General features: G+C 40.7%; 14 protein-coding genes. 7 read left to right on the top strand and 7 right to left on the bottom strand.

Annotated elements, in window-relative coordinates:
* Positions 1-11: 11 nt before the first annotated feature.
* Positions 12-2,459, bottom strand: coding sequence for a TonB-dependent receptor (locus H4075_RS12485; RefSeq protein ID WP_182801174.1), 2,448 nt, complete (start codon positions 2,457-2,459; stop codon positions 12-14).
* Positions 2,460-2,543: 84 nt separating this feature from the next.
* On the opposite strand from H4075_RS12485, the gene H4075_RS12480 reads away from it, so the two are divergent.
* Positions 2,544-5,504, top strand: a complete 2,961-nt coding sequence (locus tag H4075_RS12480) for an alpha/beta hydrolase family protein (RefSeq protein WP_182801173.1) — start codon at positions 2,544-2,546, stop codon at positions 5,502-5,504.
* 65 nt (positions 5,505-5,569) lie between these two features.
* The gene (locus H4075_RS12475) at positions 5,570-6,538 is read left to right on the top strand and encodes a TolB-like translocation protein (protein WP_182801172.1); all 969 of its coding nucleotides are present in this window, start codon (positions 5,570-5,572) and stop codon (positions 6,536-6,538) included.
* Positions 6,539-6,540: 2 nt separating this feature from the next.
* Here the strand turns inward: H4075_RS12475 and H4075_RS12470 are convergent, their stop codons facing one another.
* Positions 6,541-7,254, bottom strand: a complete 714-nt coding sequence (locus tag H4075_RS12470) for a hypothetical protein (protein ID WP_182801171.1) — start codon at positions 7,252-7,254, stop codon at positions 6,541-6,543.
* A 72-nt stretch (positions 7,255-7,326) separates the two neighbouring features.
* Here H4075_RS12470 and H4075_RS12465 point away from each other — a divergent pair, with 72 nt between their 5' ends.
* Positions 7,327-7,842, top strand: a complete 516-nt coding sequence (locus H4075_RS12465) for a SixA phosphatase family protein (RefSeq protein ID WP_182801170.1) — start codon at positions 7,327-7,329, stop codon at positions 7,840-7,842.
* A 55-nt stretch (positions 7,843-7,897) separates the two neighbouring features.
* Here the strand turns inward: H4075_RS12465 and H4075_RS12460 are convergent, their stop codons facing one another.
* The 4 genes from H4075_RS12460 to H4075_RS12445 form a co-directional block, all read right to left on the bottom strand.
* Positions 7,898-9,244, bottom strand: coding sequence for a dihydrolipoamide acetyltransferase family protein (locus H4075_RS12460; protein ID WP_182801169.1), 1,347 nt, complete (start codon positions 9,242-9,244; stop codon positions 7,898-7,900).
* Positions 9,245-9,408: 164 nt separating this feature from the next.
* Positions 9,409-10,674 (bottom strand): CinA family nicotinamide mononucleotide deamidase-related protein, encoded by a 1,266-nt coding sequence (locus H4075_RS12455; protein ID WP_220494748.1) that lies wholly within the window; start codon positions 10,672-10,674, stop codon positions 9,409-9,411.
* A gap of 21 nt (positions 10,675-10,695) precedes the next feature.
* Positions 10,696-11,106 carry an acyl-CoA thioesterase gene (locus H4075_RS12450; protein WP_182801168.1) on the bottom strand — a complete coding sequence of 137 codons (411 nt, stop codon included), beginning with the start codon at positions 11,104-11,106 and terminating at the stop codon, positions 10,696-10,698.
* Between the two features lie 8 nt (positions 11,107-11,114).
* The gene (locus tag H4075_RS12445) at positions 11,115-11,522 is read right to left on the bottom strand and encodes a DoxX family protein (RefSeq protein ID WP_182801167.1); all 408 of its coding nucleotides are present in this window, start codon (positions 11,520-11,522) and stop codon (positions 11,115-11,117) included.
* A 201-nt stretch (positions 11,523-11,723) separates the two neighbouring features.
* On the opposite strand from H4075_RS12445, the gene H4075_RS12440 reads away from it, so the two are divergent.
* The 4 genes from H4075_RS12440 (at position 11,724) to H4075_RS12425 (ending at position 18,106) form a co-directional block, all read left to right on the top strand.
* On the top strand, positions 11,724-14,783 hold the full coding sequence (locus tag H4075_RS12440) for a tetratricopeptide repeat protein (RefSeq protein ID WP_182801166.1): 3,060 nt from the start codon (positions 11,724-11,726) through the stop codon (positions 14,781-14,783).
* A gap of 121 nt (positions 14,784-14,904) precedes the next feature.
* A complete protein-coding gene (locus tag H4075_RS12435) occupies positions 14,905-16,533 on the top strand; it encodes a hypothetical protein (RefSeq protein WP_182801165.1) in 1,629 nt (542 codons plus the stop codon).
* A 4-nt stretch (positions 16,534-16,537) separates the two neighbouring features.
* Positions 16,538-17,176: a DUF4229 domain-containing protein gene (locus tag H4075_RS12430; protein WP_182801164.1), complete on the top strand. Its 639-nt coding sequence runs from the start codon at positions 16,538-16,540 to the stop codon at positions 17,174-17,176.
* 3 nt (positions 17,177-17,179) lie between these two features.
* Positions 17,180-18,106: a class I SAM-dependent methyltransferase gene (locus tag H4075_RS12425; RefSeq protein ID WP_255460185.1), complete on the top strand. Its 927-nt coding sequence runs from the start codon at positions 17,180-17,182 to the stop codon at positions 18,104-18,106.
* A gap of 69 nt (positions 18,107-18,175) precedes the next feature.
* Here the strand turns inward: H4075_RS12425 and H4075_RS12420 are convergent, their stop codons facing one another.
* The gene (locus tag H4075_RS12420) at positions 18,176-19,462 is read right to left on the bottom strand and encodes a hemolysin family protein (RefSeq protein ID WP_182801163.1); all 1,287 of its coding nucleotides are present in this window, start codon (positions 19,460-19,462) and stop codon (positions 18,176-18,178) included.
* Between the last annotated feature and the right edge of the window lie 10 nt (positions 19,463-19,472).

Genomic DNA, 19,472 nt, shown 5'->3' with positions numbered 1-19,472 from the left:
TGTATTTAAGATTAGAACTCAATAATAAATCCAATCGTTGGTGTTACACTCGGATCATTGTTTTGCAGTATAACAGGTATTGCATTACTTCCATCAAATGCAATTGGTTTTCCGTTTGTTGTTGCAAAGCCGCTGTTGTTGGGTGTACGTTGAAATGTGTATTGCGGAAATGCCGGACTCTTTGCTACATACCAGTTACTCACATCCAGAAATACATCCAATGTTAATCGTTTAAAATTCCACTTCTTGTCAATCCGCACATCACTTGAATTGAATGCGGTTAAACGATTTTGATTCAACCTTGCATAATCCAAAATACCTTCTCCTGTGCTGAGATAGTTTTGTCGGCTTGCTGTTTCATCAAACGGAGTAAACGGAGCCCCGCCCTGGTAACGGAATTTTAAACCAAGTTCCCAGTTACGTGGAAATTTATAACCCCATGTTACACTCAGCAGGTGACGGTTATCCCATGCACTTGCAACATATTTTCCATCAACACCACTAAATTGACTGATGAATAAGGTGTAACTGAATACTCCATAAAATCGCTTCGTTAATTTCTGTTGTGCAAAAAACTCAACACCATAGGTTCGTCCTTTTCCTGTGCTCACAATATCTTCATTACCTAAAATATTAAAATCGCCACCCTTGTTTGCAAGGTTAATTCCATCACGCACACTCACCGGCATATTGCCATATTGTTTGTAGAAACCTTCAATGGTAAAGCGTGTCGTATTCTTTGGTAAGTATTCAAACCCCACAACATAATGATCGCTGCGCAGATACTTTGCATCCCGGTTTACATAGTTGCCGTTATTATTCTGAAAACCAAGAATAGTATAAGGAGCCAAACGGTAATAACGGCCTATACTTGCATTCACCGTCCATTGATCGCTTAACACGTAACTTAATCCTACACGTGGGCTAAATGTTTGAAACAGATTTATTCCTTCGTCAGTAAATGTATTTCCATCAACACGAACACCAACGTTTACACCCAAACGATCATCAAAGAAACGTTTGCCTGCCTGTACAAATCCACCCAGTTTTACAAAACTTTTTGAAGTGTTGAAATTGGCTTTCACTTCAGGTTGAACAAGATTACCTAATGTATCTCTTACTTCTGCACGGATACGTGCAAAACCTTCATTACTGAATTGCGGGTTTTGTAAAACAGCGCCATAACTCAGCTTCCATCCATTCAAGGTTTGGTTTACATCAAAACGTAGTTTATTTTCTGTTTCATTTGATGTAACATCTAACGATTGCCTGGCAGGAGTGGGGTTGAGGTTATCCTCAAAACGGGTAATGTTATTGTTGAATGCATTACGACTGATCGCAAGATTCCAAAAACCGTTTTTAATATTCCGCTTTAACGCAGCACCTACTGTATAATTCCATTGATTAATATTCGGGTTACTGTTGAGTATGTATAATTTCTCTGGTGTAGCCTCTGATGGTGCTGCAAAACTGAATTCGTCAATGGCACCAACGCCCAAAACGGTTAATGTTGTTTTCTTATCAAACTGATGTGTGGCTTTGTATTGAAAATCCCAATAGTTTGGACGGATAGGAAGATCCAGTGCCTGGAATAAGAACTGGAGATAACTTCTGCGTGCACTGGCTAAAAAAGTTGTTTTCTTATTGTTGCTGAGCGGCCCTTCTAATGTTGCAGCGAGTTCTGTTGCACTTAAGCGAACATTCCCTTGTACACGATTACTATTTCCTCTTTTTTGTTTGAATTCAAATACACTGCTGAGTGCGTTATCATAACGGGCATCAAACGCTGAAGAACTGAGTTTTACATCTTCAATAAAACTCACATTCAGAATACCTGTTGGTCCGCCGCCTGCACCTTGTGTTGCAAAGTGATTGATCACAGGTATTTCTATTCCATCTAAATAAAACACATTTTCACCCGGCCCTCCACCACGAATAATAATGTCATTGCGAAAGCCACCCACACTTCCGGCCGTTCCACCAACACCGGGCAGTGTATTGATCACACGACTGATATCGAAATTACCGCCCGGGTTTGCTTTGATCTCTTCAGTAGTTAATCGTTGCACACTCAGCGGTGTTTCAAGTGTGGCCACTTTGGCTGTACGTTTCCCCGTTACCGTTATTTCGCCAATAGATTTTATTTCTTCTTCCAGTTCAACCGTAACACTGGTTTCGTTGCCGGAGGTGAGAACGATATTATAAATCGTGTACGCCTTGTAACCAACTTTTGTGAAAACAATATTGTATGATTTAGGGTCGATATTGCTGATACGGAATCGTCCCAATGAATCGGTAACCGAACCCCATTCCGTGTTTTCAACTTTTACTGAAACGGCATCAAGCGGAAGCTGTGTTGATTTGTCGATTACTGTGCCGGCGATAATGCCTTTGTTCTGCGCAAAAACAGGACAGGCGGAGAGCGTGATAAGGAGTAAGCTTAAAATGTATCTGTTCATAAGTGTTATATTCCGTTGGTGTAAAACAAGGTTACGGCATAATTGTTTAATTTAACTTGATGAACTTTTAAAAAACTACTGCACATGAGAAATTTCGTTTTTTGTCTTCTGCTTTCAGTTCCGCTGTTAAGCATTGCTCAATCCAAAAAGCCCCTCGATCATTCGGTGTACGATCGGTGGCAAAGTGTACAAGGCGCCCAGATAAGTGATGATGGTAAATGGGTCGTGTATATGGTGAATCCACAGGAAGGTGATGGTGATATGATCATTCAATCGACCAATGGTAATTATAAAAAGACTGTTGCCCGTGGTTACAGTTCTGTTATTACCACTGATAGTCGTTTTGTGATCTTCAAGATCCGCCCTTTATTCAAAGATACCCGTGATGCAAGAATTAAGAAGAAACGTCCTGATGAACTGCCAAAAGATAGTCTGGCAATTGTTGAATTAGGAAAGGATAGTGTTTGGAAAGTGGCCCGGGTAAAAACATTTAAAACACCTGAGAAAGGAAATGGCTGGGTAGCTTATCATATGGATAAAGCTTTACCTGAACCACCCAAGCCCGCAGCGAAACCAGACTCGCTTACGCAAATCAATAAAATGGTTTCAATGGCTGATTCGCTGATGAGGGTTGCTGACAGTTTAAAGAACAAAGCCAATGAAGCAAAAACAAAAGGTTTAACTGTGTTACAAGCTCAGAGAGGTGGAGCAAGACCTCCCGCAAGACCAACTGCTGAACCTGTTGAAGAAGGAACAGAACTGATCGTTCGTAATACAATCACAGGCGAAGAGAAGAAATTTAAATTGGTGAATGAATATTATTTCAGTGAAAACGGAAATGTATTGTTGATCGAAACTTCAAGGAAGAATACCGATACATTAAGTAAATCTGCTGTTCTTTGGATGAATACTTCAACAGGAAAAGTAGATACTGTTTTGCAAGGTTTCAATGATGCAAAGAATTACGCAATGGATGTTGCGGGTACGCAGGTTGCTTTTGTAGCAGAGCGTGACAGCGTGAGCAAAGCGTTACGTAAGTTTTACAAACTCTGGTATTTCAAACCCGGCATGGACAGCGCCCGTTTACGTGTTGACCGTTCAACTGCTTCAGTAAAAACAGGGATGACGGTAAGTCCTGATTATTCCAATAAATTCAGCAAGAAAGGAGATCGGTTATTTTTTGGTTTAGCACCAATCCGTCAGCCAAAAGATACCAACCTTGTTGAGTTTGAAACTGCACGACTTGATATCTGGCATTATAATGATCCCGAACTTCAGCCTCAGCAATTGTTACAGGTGAATAATGAACTGCGCCGCAGCTATTTAACTGTTTTGCACGGCGATGCTTCTGCCGTAACTCCTTTGGCAAATGAAACATTGGAACGTGTTGTTACAACGGATGAAGATGATGCAGATGTGGCAATTGGTTACGACAGCAAACCCTATCGCAAGCAAAATCAATGGGAGCAACATAATTATAATGATCTGTATTTGGTAAATGTGAAAAACGGTGAACGAAAACTGATTGGCAAAAAGATCCGCAGTGGTGGCATTTCACCGAAAGGAAAGTTTGTGATGTGGTTCGATTGGAAGACACATCAATACATGTCGTATGAAGTGGCAACGGGTAAAACTGTCGTAGCAACAAAAGATATTAAAGTTCCTTTGTTTGATGAAGATGATGATCATCCCGATGATCCTCCTCCACATGGCGTAATGGGCTGGCATGAAAATGATGCAGCATTGTATGTGTATGATAAATTCGATATCTGGAAAGTTGACCCGACAGGAAAAGAAAAACCTGTTTCTATCACCAATGGTATTGGCCGCAAAAAGCAATTGACCTTCCGTTACAGCGAACTGGATCGTGAAGAACGTTTTGTAAAAGATGGTCAAACTTTACTACTTGGAGTATTTGATAACAAAGAGAAAGGATACGGTTTAACGACACACAAGTTGGGCAGCAATTTTGTGCTTAACGAATCAATAGCAGTAACTAATCCTGCTGTGATCAATAGCAACAATGTATTGAAAGGAAAGAATAGCGATGTATTGATTTATACAGCTATGACTCCTCAAATGAGTGCAAGCCTCTTCTCTACAACAATGAGTACTGCACAGGATCACAAAGCATCTAAACAATTAAGCTCCATCAATGAGCAGCAAAAAGATTACAACTGGTACACGGTTGAATTGCATAAATGGAAAATGTTTGATGGTAAAGAATCAGAAGGTTTATTATTCAAGCCTGAGAATTTCGATCCCAACAAAAAATACCCGGTGATCTTTTATTTCTACGAACGTAATTCAGATACACGTTATGGTTACCGCACACCGGCACCGAGTGCATCAACAATAAACATTGCTTATTTCACAAGCAATGGATATCTCGTGTTTGATCCAAACATTTATTATAAAGATGGAGAGCCGGGCGAAAGTGCCTACAACTCTGTAGTGAGTGCCGGAAAGTATCTCAGCAAAATGAAATTTGTTGATAGTACAAAAATGGCGATACAGGGACAAAGCTGGGGAGGTTACCAGGTTGCATATCTTGTAACACGCACAAAAATGTTTGCAGCAGCAGGTGCAGGTGCACCTGTGGCAAATATGTTCAGTGCTTACGGTGGTATCCGTTGGGGTGCAGGCATCAGCAGACAGTTCCAGTATGAGCGTTCACAAACACGTTTAGGTGCAACACCATGGCAACGTCCTGATTTATATACTAAAAACTCACCATTGTTTAAAGCAGATAAAGTAACAACACCATTGTTGTTGATGCATAACGATAAAGATGGTGCTGTGCCTTGGTACCAGAGTATTGAGTTTTTTACAGCATTACGTCGCTTAGATAAGAAAGCGTGGTTCTTGCAATACAATGATGAAGATCATAATCTCGTTGAACGCAGGAACAGAAAAGATCTTTCAGTTCGTTTAAGCCAATTCTTTGATCATTACCTGAAAGGAGCACCAATGCCCAAGTGGATGGTAGAAGGTGTGCCTGCGGCAAACAAAGGCATTGATTGGGGATTTGATCTTGTAAAATAAAACCTCAGTAATAAAAGGCCGGACTTTGTCTCCGGCCTTTTTTGATTTCATTTAAAAATCACGTTATGCGCAACCTTATCACAATTGTCAGTTTGTTGTTTGTTTTACAATCCGAAGCACAGCAGGTAAATTATCTCAATCAGGGAAATGCAACAGCTAAACCAATGGTATTTGCGCAGGGAATTATTTCTGACGGATTGATCAACCGTGACTTTACCATTTCTCCAAAAGGCGATGAACTATTTTTCACTATTCAGCACAAAGATTTTATCAGCAGCACCATCATGCACATTCAACTGAAGAATGGCAAATGGGGCGAAGCGCAGGTTGCGCCGTTTTCAGGAATGTATAATGATCTTGAAGCACAGTTCTCACCCGATGGCAAAAAGATATTCTTCAGCAGCAATCGGAAAGTTGATGCAACTGATACTACAAATGATTTTGATCTTTGGTATGTCGTAAAAAACTCAAACGGCAGTTGGGGAAAACCTGTTCATTTAGGCTTCTCAGTAAACTCTCCGCATGATGAATTCTATCCATCCATTGCAAAGAGCGGTAATCTTTATTTTACTGCTCAACTTGAGAATGCAGTAGGCAAAGAAGATATTTTCATGTGTGAATGGAGGAACGGTCAATACCAATCACCTGTTCCTGTTTCAACAGCAGTCAATTCAAAAGGCTATGAGTTCAATGCTTTTGTTGATCCTGATGAGCAGTTTATTTTATTTACCGGTTACGGTCGTAAAGATGATTTAGGAAAAGGTGATCTGTACATCAGTAGAAAGGATGCGAAAGGAGAGTGGCAGGAAGCGAAGAATCTCGGTGCATTGGTTAACTCAAAAGGATTGGATTATTGCCCGTTTGTAAGTTGGGATAAACGCACGTTGTTCTTTACGAGTAACAGAAATATGCATACAGGCCCGTTTGATAAACCTGTTACGGCATCAACACTAAAGAAACAACTTTCCGGTCCAGGTAACGGACTGGATGATATTTACTGGATAAAATTTGATGAACTGCTGAAACAATTCTGATTCTACGCAGCACTCAGGAATTTCACAAAACTTCTTTTTGCAATTGGTAAAAATGTTTCTTCCACCGGGTAAGAAAGATTTGTTTCAATACTATACACCGCCGGGTTAGGTAATTCAGTTTTATTGCGGATAAGTTCACCTTTAATATTCTCGTAAGTGTTTACAATATTACTGATCCACGAATCAACAAAATTTGTTTTCAATGTGCGGTATTGCTCATCATGACGCTCAAAAAAACTTAGACGGTATTGATACACTTTTGTCTGTTTGGCATTGGTGTTACGTAAAAATAAATAACCTTCTCTTGTGTCAAGAGGTATGATGCCTATTGGAGAAATTGAAATACTTTGCTCCACCATTTCATAGATCTCTGTGCCATTTGAAATCGTCGTTTTCATGGTGGCAATGGAATAATGCATAATGGTTTCCAGTTCCTGCATCAGCTCATCATCTTCAATCATCTGTTCATACAGCAACTGAAGTTTTTCGATTTGTATGCCTGTCAGTTTTTTCGGGAATTGTTCCTGGAGGTATTTTTTATTTTCCCTGAAGGCAACAAGATTGTTATAGTGAAAGATCACATCCGCAAGTTGCGGATACAATTTGGCTTCGTTGAAATATTTATTTACTTCCTGCAAGTAGGCGAGCAGGGTATACTTCTTCAGCTCAAAGTCAATAAAGCCATCGGCAAACCAGGTTTCGGATAAAGTCTTCATACACGAGGAGTTTTACTGGGTTTTTGTTCCTTAAATTTACAAAACTCATTCAATAATTTAAAACCTTGTTTCATGCCAGTTTTCCCCAAGCAAACTTTATCATCTGTTTTAACGATTAGTTTTCTGTTGATTCTTTTGTCATCCTGCAGCCGAAATACGTATTACATTGTGCGCCATGCAGAAAAAGCAACAGCCAACGCTAATATGAGCAGCGATGTTCCGTTGAGTGCAGAAGGCGAGCAACGGGCACAAAACCTGAAAACATTATTGCAGGACAAATCATTTGCTGCAATTTTTTCAACTCCCTATATCCGTACACAATCAACTGCTAAGCCATTGAGTGAAGCGGAAGGAGTGACCATACAATTATATTCACCAAGAGATACAGTTGATAAATTTATTGACCGTGTAAAAGCAATTCAAAAAGGTGACGTGTTGCTGGTTGGTCATTCAAATACCGTTGATGATCTTGTAAATAAAATGATGGGACAGTCGCTGTTAACTGATCTTGCGGAAACAGAGTACGATAACCTGTTTATTGTAAAACGAAAAGGTAAGAAGTATAGCTTCGAACGTAAAAAATATTAGAGATAAAAAATCCCGGTTCAACTGAACCGGGATTTCAATTTATACATTGATGTGATTACAAATCTCTATCGGGATTAAAATTCTGCAACTCATTTGCTACAGCCGTTAAAAAAGTAGCTCCAAGACTGCCATCAATGATCCGATGATCGTAACTCATACTTAAATACATCATGTGGCGGATGGCAATGCTGTCGCCCATTGGTGTTTCAATCACCACCGGACGTTTTTTAATAACGCCCACTGCTAAAACTGCAACCTGTGGCTGGTTAATGATCGGTGTGCCCATCAAACTACCAAAGGTTCCAACATTGGTTAACGTAAACGTTCCACCGGTTGTATCATCAGCTTTCAGTTTACCGTTACGTGCAGAATCTGCAAGATTGTTAACCTGTTTGGTTAAGCCCACGAGATTCAATTGATCTGCATTTTTGATCACAGGTACAATTAAGTTGCCACTTGGTAAAGCAGTAGCCATACCAATGTTGATGTCTTTCTTCACAATGATCCTGTCGCCATCAACTGAACTATTGATTAATGGATATTTCTTAATGCACTTTACTATTGCTTCAATGAACAAAGGAGTAAACGTGATCTTCGTTCCTTCACGTTTTTCAAATTCCTTTTTCATCTTATCACGCCATTGTACAAGGTTGGTTACATCAGTCTCGGTAAAACTGGTTACATGCGGACTCGTTTGTTTGCTTCTCACCATGTGATCAGCAATCAACTTACGCATACGATCCATTTCAATGATCTCTACATTTCCGCTGTAAACTGTCGGTGCCATGGATGGAGCAGGAGCAGGTTGTTGCACTGGCTGTTCAACTCTGTTCATTGGCACAACCAATACATCTTCTTTAGGTGCAGCTTGGGGAGTATAACCACTGCTTCCGCCTTTCCTTGTGCTCACATACTGCAGAATATCTTTCTTAGTAACACGATTATCATTACCTGTACCCGGAATTTTCTCCAGTTCTGCCATCCCAATGCCTTCCTGAGCTGCAATATTCAGCACAAGAGGTGAGTAAAAACGAATACCATTTGTTGGTGCACTTACTTTAGCACCTGCAGGTTGGTAAGGAATTGCTTCTTCAACAAATTCAGCAACCGATTCAACAACAGGAGCAGTTACAACGGGTGGTGCAGCAATAGTTTCAGCAGCGTTTGTTGCAATGCGTGCAATAACGGCACCAATAGGCACCACGTCATTTTCACTGAACAATACTTCGCTCAAAACTCCTTCAGCAGTACTTGGCACTTCACTGTCAACTTTATCCGTTGCAATGTCAAGTACAGTTTCATCCATTTTAATACTGTCGCCCGGTTTCTTATGCCAACGCAAAATGGTTGCTTCCATAATACTTTCACCGAGCTTAGGCATTACTAAATCAACTAAAGCCATAATAATTTGATGTTTTATTTTTTTGTTGACCAGCAAAGGGAACTTTATTCATCACCGGTTGTGTCACTCACTTGTGCCACACTGCAGGTATCATCTTACTGACAACTGCACCGGTAACCTGGACAAACAATCGTTAATAGGCGTCAAAGGTAAGGATTGGCCACTTATTTATCCTGCTCTCCCTCAATAAACTGGAACAGCATCAGCAAAGCATTTGTTGCCGTTAATTCTATATTTTTTAATCGGTCAAACCGGAAGTGTAATCTTTTTGCGATCATCTTCTCTCTTGAACCAACTGCTACCCATACCGTACCAACGGGTTTGTCATCTGTACCACCGCCCGGCCCCATAACACCGCTTGTAGCAATACCGTAATCAGCTGTGGTTTTTTGTAAGAGACCGTTGAGCATTTCAGTTACTGTTTCTTCGCTCACAGCACCTTTTGTTTCAAGTGTTGAATGTTGCACACCCAGCACATCTTCCTTTACATCATAAGCATAGGCCACCACTGTTCCTTTAAAATATTCTGATGAACCTGGAATGGCAGTAATTAAATGAGCAATATAACCACCGCTGCAACTTTCGGCCGTTGCCATTGTTTTCTTCCTGCTTAACAACAGGTTTCCTAATGCCTGTTCAAGCGGTATATCTTCAGCAACGATCAACCATTCTTTTACAAGAACATGCAGTTCTGCAAAGAGATGGTCAAGCTGTTCATCCAGTTGTTCTTTGTTTGCACCGGTGGCGGTTAAGCGCAAACGAACCATGCCATAATTTGGTAAATATGCAAGTTTAATATCTGAAGGAAGTCCTTCTTCCCATGCACTGATCTTTTCTGCAATAAATGATTCGCCAACACCTGCAGTCAGTAATGTACGGTGAAGGATAAACGGCATTTTGTATTCCCGTTTCAACAGGGGCAGAACTTCATCCGTCATAATGCCTTTCATTTCATGTGGTACACCCGGCATTGAAATATAAATGCAGTTACCTTTTCGGAATAACATGCCTGGCGCTGTGCCACGTTTGTTCATCAGCACTGTACATACATCAGGCACTTCGGCCTGTTTCATGTTACGTTCAATGATAGGACGGTTCAAGCGCCGAAAAATAGCTGTTACATGCTCCAGTACCATTTCATTTACTACCATTTTGCCAGCAAAATAATCGCAGAGCAATGGTTTGGTAATATCGTCGGCTGTTGGGCCAAGTCCACCGGTAATTAAAATAATTTGTGCAGATTGTGATTCTTCATCCAATGCCTGCCAGATGTCTTTTCTTGAATCTCCAACGGCTACACGACGTTTCACCCAAACACCGATCTTATTTAACTCCTGTGCCATCCATGCACTGTTCGTATCAATGGTTTGTCCTATTAATAATTCATCTCCAATGGTAATGATGGAGGCGTAGATTGATTGTTGCTGCATGGAGTGAATTTATAAATGAAGTTAATTGAAGTAGGGCAGAAGATGATTTGCCAAAGCAGAGGGCATCGCACTCCGGGCCATTGTTTTAGCATCTAAAAAATACAATACAACACGGCCAATGGTTAAAAGTTTACCTTCTTCATTATACACTTCATGATGAAATTCAATCCTGTGGTCGGTTGGCAGTTCACGCAATTGTGTTTTGATCGTCAGCAGATCATCATACTTTGCAGGCCGCAGAAACTTGGTGTGCAGTTCAACAATGGGCATCACAATTCCCATCTCTTCCATTTCTTTATAAGTAATACCCATTTCACGAATGGCTTCAGCTCTTGCCACTTCAAAATACTGGGCATAGTTTCCATGATATACCACATTCATCTGATCCGTTTCCGAATAGCGCACCCTTATATTGGTTTCACTGTTAAACATGGTTTCTTTTATTTGATCATTCCATCAACACTTGCCTTGCCCGGGCCACATAGTAAAATAGCAAAGAAGCCTGTTAAATATAAGGCTGCTACTTCGCCTTTTGCAAACAAGGCACTGTTATGCGAAACAAAAAATGCATAACCCATTGCAATAACAATAGGCAATACGGTGAAGCGTGTAAATAATCCAATGGCCACAAAAATGGAACAAAAGAACTCTGCAAACACAACTAATGCAAGTGTGGCCGTACTCCCGATTCCGAAGAGATTTACAAAATGATCTTTCCTGTCTGCAAAGTTCACGAGCTTGTCGTAACCATAGTTTACACAAAGGCTGATACCAAAAACAAGCCTCAATAATAAGAATGAAATGTTAAAAGCTGTGGCAGAATAGTTAATAGATAAGAGTTTCTTCATGTCTCCGTTGTAGTTTTAGCCGCAATGAAAAATGAGACTATCATTGCAGTTCGTTTCAAGAATATTGATTCCAGGTTGCGAAATTAACGGAAGCTCAACTTTTATCCACAAAAATCTGGAATGGTGTTTGAAAGGAAAAGGACAATTTACCTTTAGCCCGACGAACGGACTTTAAGCGACAGGTTAAAATATTTACCAACGATGAACGTTTACCCGGCAATGAACAACCGCATTACTTACATTCTTTCGTTCCTGCTCTTGTGCTTTTCTGTGCAAGTGAGTGCGCAGGTAACAGCTATTAATAACGATCCCAACGCAAAATTCAAGCAGGCTCAGGAATATTTCCTAACTGATCAATACAGTTTGGCGATGCCGTTATTGCGTGAGTTGAAGCAGGAAGTGCAAAGCTCCACCATCCTTAATGCAGGTATAAAGGTGCAGGAGATCGATTATTATCTGTTGGCTTGTGGCTTGCAACAAAACGATGAACGAGCTGTACAACCCAGTCGGGAGTTTATTACGGTGGTACATAATATGCCACGCACACAGCAATTGAGTTTTCATTTGGCGAATTATTATTTCCGCAAGCAATTGTTTACAGATGCATTGGAGTTTTATGAAAAGGCAGAGATCGCCAGCTTGAATAATGAACAGATATCTGAATCAAAATTCAGAATGGGGTATAGCTATTTTCATTTAAAGCGTTACGGTCAGGCGAAGCCTTTGTTCAATACCATTCGGCAAATGCCGGATGATAAGCATTACCTCGATGCAAATTATTTTTACGGTTTTCTTGCATACAACGATAAGCAATACAATGAAGCATTGGGCTGTTTTGAAAAAGTGAAAGATCATCCTGAGTATGGCAAGATCGTTCCATTCTATATTGCTTCAATCTATTATTTCCGTGGAGAAAAAGATAAGGCCATCAAGATCGCCGAAGAAGCAGTAAAGCGTCCCAACATATTATATGATCTGGAGATGAAGCAACTGCTTGGTCATGCCTATTTCGAAAAGAAAGATTACAAACGTGCACTTCCGTTATTAGAAGAATACGTAAACAAAGCAGATAAAGTATCCCGCCAGGATCTGTACGAACTCAGTTATAGCTATTATCAAAATAATCAACTGACCAAAGCTATCGACGGTTTTAAACAGTTAAGTGGCAGTGAAGATTCGCTTAGCCAGAGTGCAATGTATATGCTGGGTGATGCTTATCTAAAAACAAATCAGAAAGAAAATGCAAGGAATGCCTTTGCATTTTGTGCTGCCAATAACAGCAATCAGCAACAGCGTGAAGTATCCTTATTCAACTATGCAAAGCTTTCGTATGAGTTAGGTTACCAGGGTGTAGCCATCAGCGAATTCAAACGTTTTTTGAATGAGTATCCCCGAAGTACTTATAGTAATGAAGCAAAAGAATTATTGGTGGGTCTACTCACAGGCACAAGCAACTATAAAGATGCCATCTCTTTAATGGAGTCGCTTGTCGATCCGTCGGAATCAACAAAGAAACTCTATCCACGCATGTTGTATGGTCGTGCTGCTGAGTTGATCAATGATGGTCAGTTGAACAAAGCCGATGAGCTGCTGGATAAAATTTTAAAAGACAAATACAATGCGCCGGTTCTTCCATTGACCAACTACTGGAAAGGAGAGATCGCTTACCGTAATGATCGTCTGGATGACGCCATTCGCTTCTATGATAAGTTTTTGCAAAGCGGAAACCCGGGTATGGGTGAAGCAACCGTGAAGGAAGCGAATTACAACATGGGTTATTGTTACCTGCGCAAAGAAAACTTTTTGGTTGCACAGGGATTTTTTCAAAAAGCAGTTGGTCGTGTAGCACTTAACTCCGCACCAATCGACCAGGATGCGCATATCCGTTTAGCTGATTGTTATTTTATGCAGAAGAGTTATACCACTGCATTAAGCATGTATCAAAAAGCAATTGATTATTCATGGCCAAATGCAGATTATGCATTGTATCAAAAAGCAATGCTCGCCGGAATTAATAACAGCAAGGGCAAGATCGATCAGATGAGCACCTTGCAACGTTTGTATCCACGCAGCAATTTAGTACCTGATGCCAATATGGAAATTGCAAAAACCTATATGGCCGATGAAAAATTCCAGGCAGCGATTCCTTTCCTCAACAATGTGATCAATGCGGCGCAGAACACAGGCTTTAAACAAACTGCACTTTTACAATTAGCTGTTTGCTACAGTAACCTTAATAAAAACCAGGAAGCGTTAGATAACTACAAGAAATTATTACAGCAATATCCAAACAGTGAAGAGGCAGCATTTGCTTTGGAAAACATACGTGCTATTTATGTAGAAACAGGAAGACCGCAGGAATACGAAGCCTTCATCCGTTCAACTGGTAAAAATGTTTCAGCCAGCGAAGCTGATTCATTGGCCTACGCTGCAGTTGAAGTGAAACTCAATAACAACGATTGTACAGGTGCTGTTGAGCAGATCAATAGTTATCTCACTCGTTTTCCGAATGGCGCCAATGCGTTGGATGCTCATTATAACCGTAGTGAATGTTTTATGCTGCGTAAAGACTGGAAGGGTGCATTGCCGGGTTATGAGTATGTAGCGAAGCAGGGTAGCAGCCAATATGCAGAAAAGAGTGCATTGATCGCTGCCCGTTCTTATTATTTTGAATTGAAAGATTATGCAAAGGCACAACCTTATTATGAAATTCTGCGTACTGTTGCCACAACAGATGAAAGCAGGTTAGAAGCTTTGCGTGGATTATTGCGTTGTCATTATCAATTGAAAGAATACAAGCAAGCCGCTGATGTAGCAAAAGATCTGCTGATCGCAAAAGGTGCAGGGAATGATGATAAAGCGTTATCAAATCTTGTGACCGGAAGAAATCATCAGTTGAATAACACATATGATCTCGCCATTCAATCGTACCGTGCTGTGGTGAATCTCAACAAAGGAGAGTGGGCAGCAGAAGCGAGGTATGAAATTGCCAAATGTCAATTTGATCTCAACAGCCTGACCAATGCAGAAAAAGCTGCGTTTGAAGTGATCAACAAAAGTGGTTCGTATGATTTCTGGGTAACCAAATCATACATATTACTTGGAGATATTTATTTGAAGCAAAAAGATTACTTCAATTCGAAAGCAACCTATCAGAGTGTTGTAGACAATGCTACCAACCTGCAATTAAAACAGGAAGCACAGACAAAACTGCAACAGGTAACTGAAGAAGAAAAGAAGAATTCGAAGATTGAAGGATAGTGATAAGTACGAAGTTAGAAGTACGAGGTAAGCCTGCTCAACGAAGCTTTGGCGTAGTTGAGAGGTACGGAAGCCTGGTTAGCGGTGGAGCTTTAGATGAACCAACAACGAATTAATGAACATGAACAAACGATTTATATTTTCACTGGCACTTTGTTTTACGTCTGCAGCTGTTTTTGCACAGGATACAACCAAAAAACAATCTGTTGAAATTGTGTCAGCATTTAAGCCTGTGTTGAAAAATGCAGTGAAACTTAATTTCAATGCAACACCGCCAGCTCCTGAAACAGGCGCACCCAATCTGGCTTACAATATTCCTGTTCAGAATTTATATTTTAACCTGCAGCCGGTTGGCTTAAAGCCAATGTCACTGCAAATTGATTCGGCGGGACAGGCGCACAACAGTAATTATATCAAGGTAGGTTACGGCAACTACAATACACCGCTATTAGATGCGGGTTTTACATTAGGCGACGGTAAGAAAACAAACTTCACCTTATTTGCGAATCATCTGTCGCAAAGAGGTAAGCTGCGAGTGCAGCGTTTCAGCAACACGGCATTTTCGGCCAATATCAATTCTGTTGTAAAAAATGTTGAAGTGTATGGCAAGGCCGGTTATCAAAATCAATCTTTCTTTTTATACGGCCCCGATCCGGTATTTGCCAATTCAAAAGAGGATTCATTAAAGAAGCCATACCAAACCATCAACATAAGGGCAGGAGTGCGCAATGCATTTGTTAACCGTTTCGGCATCAGCTACAATCCCGATCTTAATATCAATGTGTTCAGCGATACCCGTTCAACCGAAACGAACGGAGTACTTGATCTTCCCGTGGAAGTAAGATTTGGCAACAGCTTTGGTTTGTTGGTGCGTGGCAATTTTGATCTCACTACTTATACGCCAACCGGCGGAGAAGCCTATACCAACAATGTGTTTTTCCTGAATGCTGCGGCTATGTTGAAAACATCGAGGTTGTTTATTAAGGCTGGGATCCGTCCAACATGGGATCAGGGTAAATTAAATGTGCTGCCCGATGTCTTACTCGACATTCATCTGCAGGAAAAGAAAATCATATTAACCGGTGGCTGGACAGGCTATGTGCAGAAGAATACCTATCAGCATCTTGTATCAAAAAATCCGTGGATCAATCAGCCGTTATCACAATTCAATACACGCATTACTGAGTTGTATGGTGGTTTTAAAGGAACACTTGCCAATTCGTTCAATTACCGTGTGCAAACCGGTTTCCTGGAGTACCTGAGTATTCCATTGTTTAGTAATCATGTTCGGCCGGGATTATTTGAAGTATTGCGTGAAGGAAAACTGCAGGCATTGCACACACAGGGCGAAATAGGTTTTGTTTTGCAGGATCAGTTTAATGCCAGCGCTAAAATGGATATCTATAATTTTCTTAATCAACAAGACGAGGCAAGACCCTGGCACTTTGTGCCGATTGAATTGAGTGCGGCACTGCGTTGGCAGCCGAGCAAAAAGATCATGGTGAAAGCAGATCTTCTTTCATGGCAGGGAGCGGTGTACCGGAAAGATATAAGCGGAAGCAGCGAACGTCTCCGTGGTGCGTTTGACCTGAATGCAGGTATGGAATTTAAAGTTCACCCCCTTATCAGCGTGTGGGGGCAATTCAATAATATCTTCAATAATACATACCAACGTTGGAATAATTACCAGGTAGTTGGATTTAATCTACTTGCGGGAATAAGACTTACTTTTGACCAAAAGCAACAGTAAAGTCATGGTTGAACTGGTATTACGCTATCTTTCTTTTCAAAAAAGGGTTTCTTTACAGGGAATCGGTACGTTTTCGGTTGAGCACCTGCCTGCCCGGCTCGATTTCCCAAACCGGCTGTTGTATGCGCCGGAATTTATACTTCATTATTCTTCTTCCGTTACCGGAACTGATGAGCAATTTGAGCATTGGCTTCAAAAAGAGTTGAATGTAGACAGGGAAGAGGTAAAAACATTACAGCAAAACCTATCAACTGAATTTCAACGTACATTATCTGAAAAAGGGGAAATGACCTTGAACGGACTTGGCGTTTTTACAAAAGATGAGCAGAAATTGCTTCATTTTTCGTCGCTTTATGAGGCGGTAAAGGGAAATCCCGTAACTGCAGAGAAAATAATTCGTAAGAATACTTCGCATTCCATACTGGTAGGTGAGCAGGAAAAAACAAGCGAAGAGATGACGGAATTACTGACGGGTGTTAAGAGAAAACCCCTCAATCTTTGGTGGATGATTGTGCTGGCATTGTTCTTGTCGGCTATAATAAGTATTTTGCTATTCGCTAATTATTCACCGCAATGGAGCAAACAGGGAAATAACCAGAAGCTGAAGCTGAACGAAGCGCCGCCATTGCATAAAATTCAATAATCCATGACCCAGAAACGAACTGCTCCAATCATGAATCTTCAGCTGATGAGTTATGCCAACTGCCCGGTCTGTAAAAATGAATCCATCAAACCTGTACAAACTGCAAAAGATCACACGGTAAGTGGTGAAACATTCACGATCGCTGAGTGTGGTATGTGCGGTTTGAGATATACGTTAAATGCCCCTTCAGAAGATAAGATCGGTCCTTATTATCAATCTTCCGCTTACATTTCGCATAGTAATACGAAGAAGGGCGTGATCAACTTTCTTTACCATATTGCACGTTTTTTTACCATGATGTCGAAAGAGAAACTGGTAAAAAAGGCTTCCAAACGCCAGGTGGGGATGTTGCTTGATATCGGCAGCGGTACCGGAACATTTGCACATACAATGGAAAGAGCCGGCTGGAACGTGGTTGGTCTTGAACCTGATCCCGAGGCAAGAAAGCAAGCCATCAAGAAATACAACTGTGATATTTATCCTTCTGATGAATTGTTTCGTTTACCTGAACAAACTTACAGCGTAATCACTATGTGGCATGTGCTGGAGCATGTGCATCAGTTAGATGAGTATGTTGACCGGATAAAAGACTTACTGGCACCAACAGGTAAGCTCATTATTGCTGTTCCTAATTATACAAGCAAAGATGCGGCGATCTATAAAGAATTCTGGGCGAGTTATGATGTGCCGAGGCATCTGTATCATTTCTCTCCAAATTCCATGCGCATGCTTATGAAACGCAATGGTATGCGGGTAATTGGTACAAGACGCATGTGGCTTGATAGTTTTTACATTTCACTGCTCAGTGAAAAGTATAAGAAGGGTTTTTTCTTAAAAGGTATCTGGAATGGTCTTGTGTCGAACTTTAATGCATTGCTGCATAAAGAACAATGCAGTTCACTTGTTTATGTAATTGAAAGGGAAGATTAAGAATTGTGGGGTGGGAGATTGATTGCGAATAAGATGATCATATTCATCATTCAATCACACATTCAACGGTTATTCTTCACCCACACCATCAGGCACATGAAGTAATACTTTATCAATGCGGTGACCATCCATGTCGATGATCTCAAATGTAAATCCTTTCCATTCGAATTTTTCACCGGCATGTGGAATGCGTTCCAATTCGTGCAGGATAAAACCGGCCAGCGTATCAAATTCCTGTTCGCCTTCGTTCATCCATTCTGTTTTCTCAAAACGTGAAAGGAATTTGTAGAACTGTATTTGTGCATCTACCAGATAACTGCCATCATCCCTTTTGATAATTTCATAATCATCCTGGTGCGGCTCAGGAATATCACCCACAATTGCTTCGAGGATATCATTGAGTGTGATCATTCCCTGAACACTACCATATTCATCAACAATAAATGCACTGTGGATCTTTCCCTGTTTAAATCGTTCCAATACCTGGTAGGCTGAATTGTTTTCAGGTACAAACAAAGCCGGTTTCATCAAGTCTTTAAACAAGGTATAATCATCTGACACATACATGTCTTTGATGGACACAAACCCTTTAATGTTATCAAGATCGCCATCGCAAATAGGGTATATGGAGTGAGGTTGATTGATGATCTTTTCTTTAATGGACGATTCGTTATCATTCAGATCGAACCAAAGAATATCGTTGCGGTGTGTCATTAACGAAGTGATGTTTCGGTCGCCTAAATGAAACACACGTTCAATAATTTCCTGTTCTGCTTCTTCAATAGTACCCTGTTCAGTTCCTTCACTGATGATGGCTTTGATCTCTTCTTCCGTTACATGATTGTCGGAAACAGTTTTCACATTGAACAAACGAAAAATGAGGTTGGTGCTTTTATTTAAAAACCACACCAACGGATGAACTGCTTTTGCAAAAAACTTCATGGGCTTGGCGACAGCCATGGCAATTTTTTCGGCATTCATCAGCCCGATTCGTTTGGGGATAAGCTCGCCGAGTATGATTGAAAGAATGGTTACGATTACTACCACAATACCAGTAGCAATTCCTTCTGCATATTCTGCAACCAAAGGGATATTCTCAAATATGGGTGCAAGATCTTTCCCGAATTTTTCACCTGAGTAAACACCGGTAAGGATGGCAATAAGCGTAATACCGATCTGCGCTGCCGATAAAAAAACTTCAGGATTCTCTGAGAGTTCAAGGGCTGTCCGGGCACTGCTGCTGCCCTTTGCGGCAAACATTTCAAGGCGGGAACGGCGGGCTGAAACCAATGTGATCTCGGCAATTACAAATAAGCTATTGAGAAAAATAAGAACGAGTAGTATAAATATTTCCATTGTTGTCAAA

This window comes from Lacibacter sediminis (assembly GCF_014168535.1).
Taxonomy (GTDB): Bacteria; Bacteroidota; Bacteroidia; order Chitinophagales; family Chitinophagaceae; genus Lacibacter; species Lacibacter sediminis.
Note: the sequence above shows the minus strand (reverse complement) of the source record. Positions and strands in the feature narration are given on the sequence as shown.

Bases quoted from the DNA above. Each gene is read 5' to 3' on its own strand.
- H4075_RS12485 (WP_182801174.1), bottom strand. From the start codon at position 2,459: ATGAACAGATACATTTTAAGCTTACTCCTTATCACGCTCTCCGCCTGT.
- H4075_RS12480 (WP_182801173.1), top strand. From the start codon at position 2,544: ATGAGAAATTTCGTTTTTTGTCTTCTGCTTTCAGTTCCGCTGTTAAGC.
- H4075_RS12475 (WP_182801172.1), top strand. From the start codon at position 5,570: ATGCGCAACCTTATCACAATTGTCAGTTTGTTGTTTGTTTTACAATCC.
- H4075_RS12470 (WP_182801171.1), bottom strand. From the start codon at position 7,254: ATGAAGACTTTATCCGAAACCTGGTTTGCCGATGGCTTTATTGACTTT.
- H4075_RS12465 (WP_182801170.1), top strand. From the start codon at position 7,327: ATGCCAGTTTTCCCCAAGCAAACTTTATCATCTGTTTTAACGATTAGT.
- H4075_RS12460 (WP_182801169.1), bottom strand. From the start codon at position 9,244: ATGGCTTTAGTTGATTTAGTAATGCCTAAGCTCGGTGAAAGTATTATG.
- H4075_RS12455 (WP_220494748.1), bottom strand. From the start codon at position 10,674: ATGCAGCAACAATCAATCTACGCCTCCATCATTACCATTGGAGATGAA.
- H4075_RS12450 (WP_182801168.1), bottom strand. From the start codon at position 11,106: ATGTTTAACAGTGAAACCAATATAAGGGTGCGCTATTCGGAAACGGAT.
- H4075_RS12445 (WP_182801167.1), bottom strand. From the start codon at position 11,522: ATGAAGAAACTCTTATCTATTAACTATTCTGCCACAGCTTTTAACATT.
- H4075_RS12440 (WP_182801166.1), top strand. From the start codon at position 11,724: ATGAACGTTTACCCGGCAATGAACAACCGCATTACTTACATTCTTTCG.
- H4075_RS12435 (WP_182801165.1), top strand. From the start codon at position 14,905: ATGAACAAACGATTTATATTTTCACTGGCACTTTGTTTTACGTCTGCA.
- H4075_RS12430 (WP_182801164.1), top strand. From the start codon at position 16,538: ATGGTTGAACTGGTATTACGCTATCTTTCTTTTCAAAAAAGGGTTTCT.
- H4075_RS12425 (WP_255460185.1), top strand. From the start codon at position 17,180: ATGACCCAGAAACGAACTGCTCCAATCATGAATCTTCAGCTGATGAGT.
- H4075_RS12420 (WP_182801163.1), bottom strand. From the start codon at position 19,462: ATGGAAATATTTATACTACTCGTTCTTATTTTTCTCAATAGCTTATTT.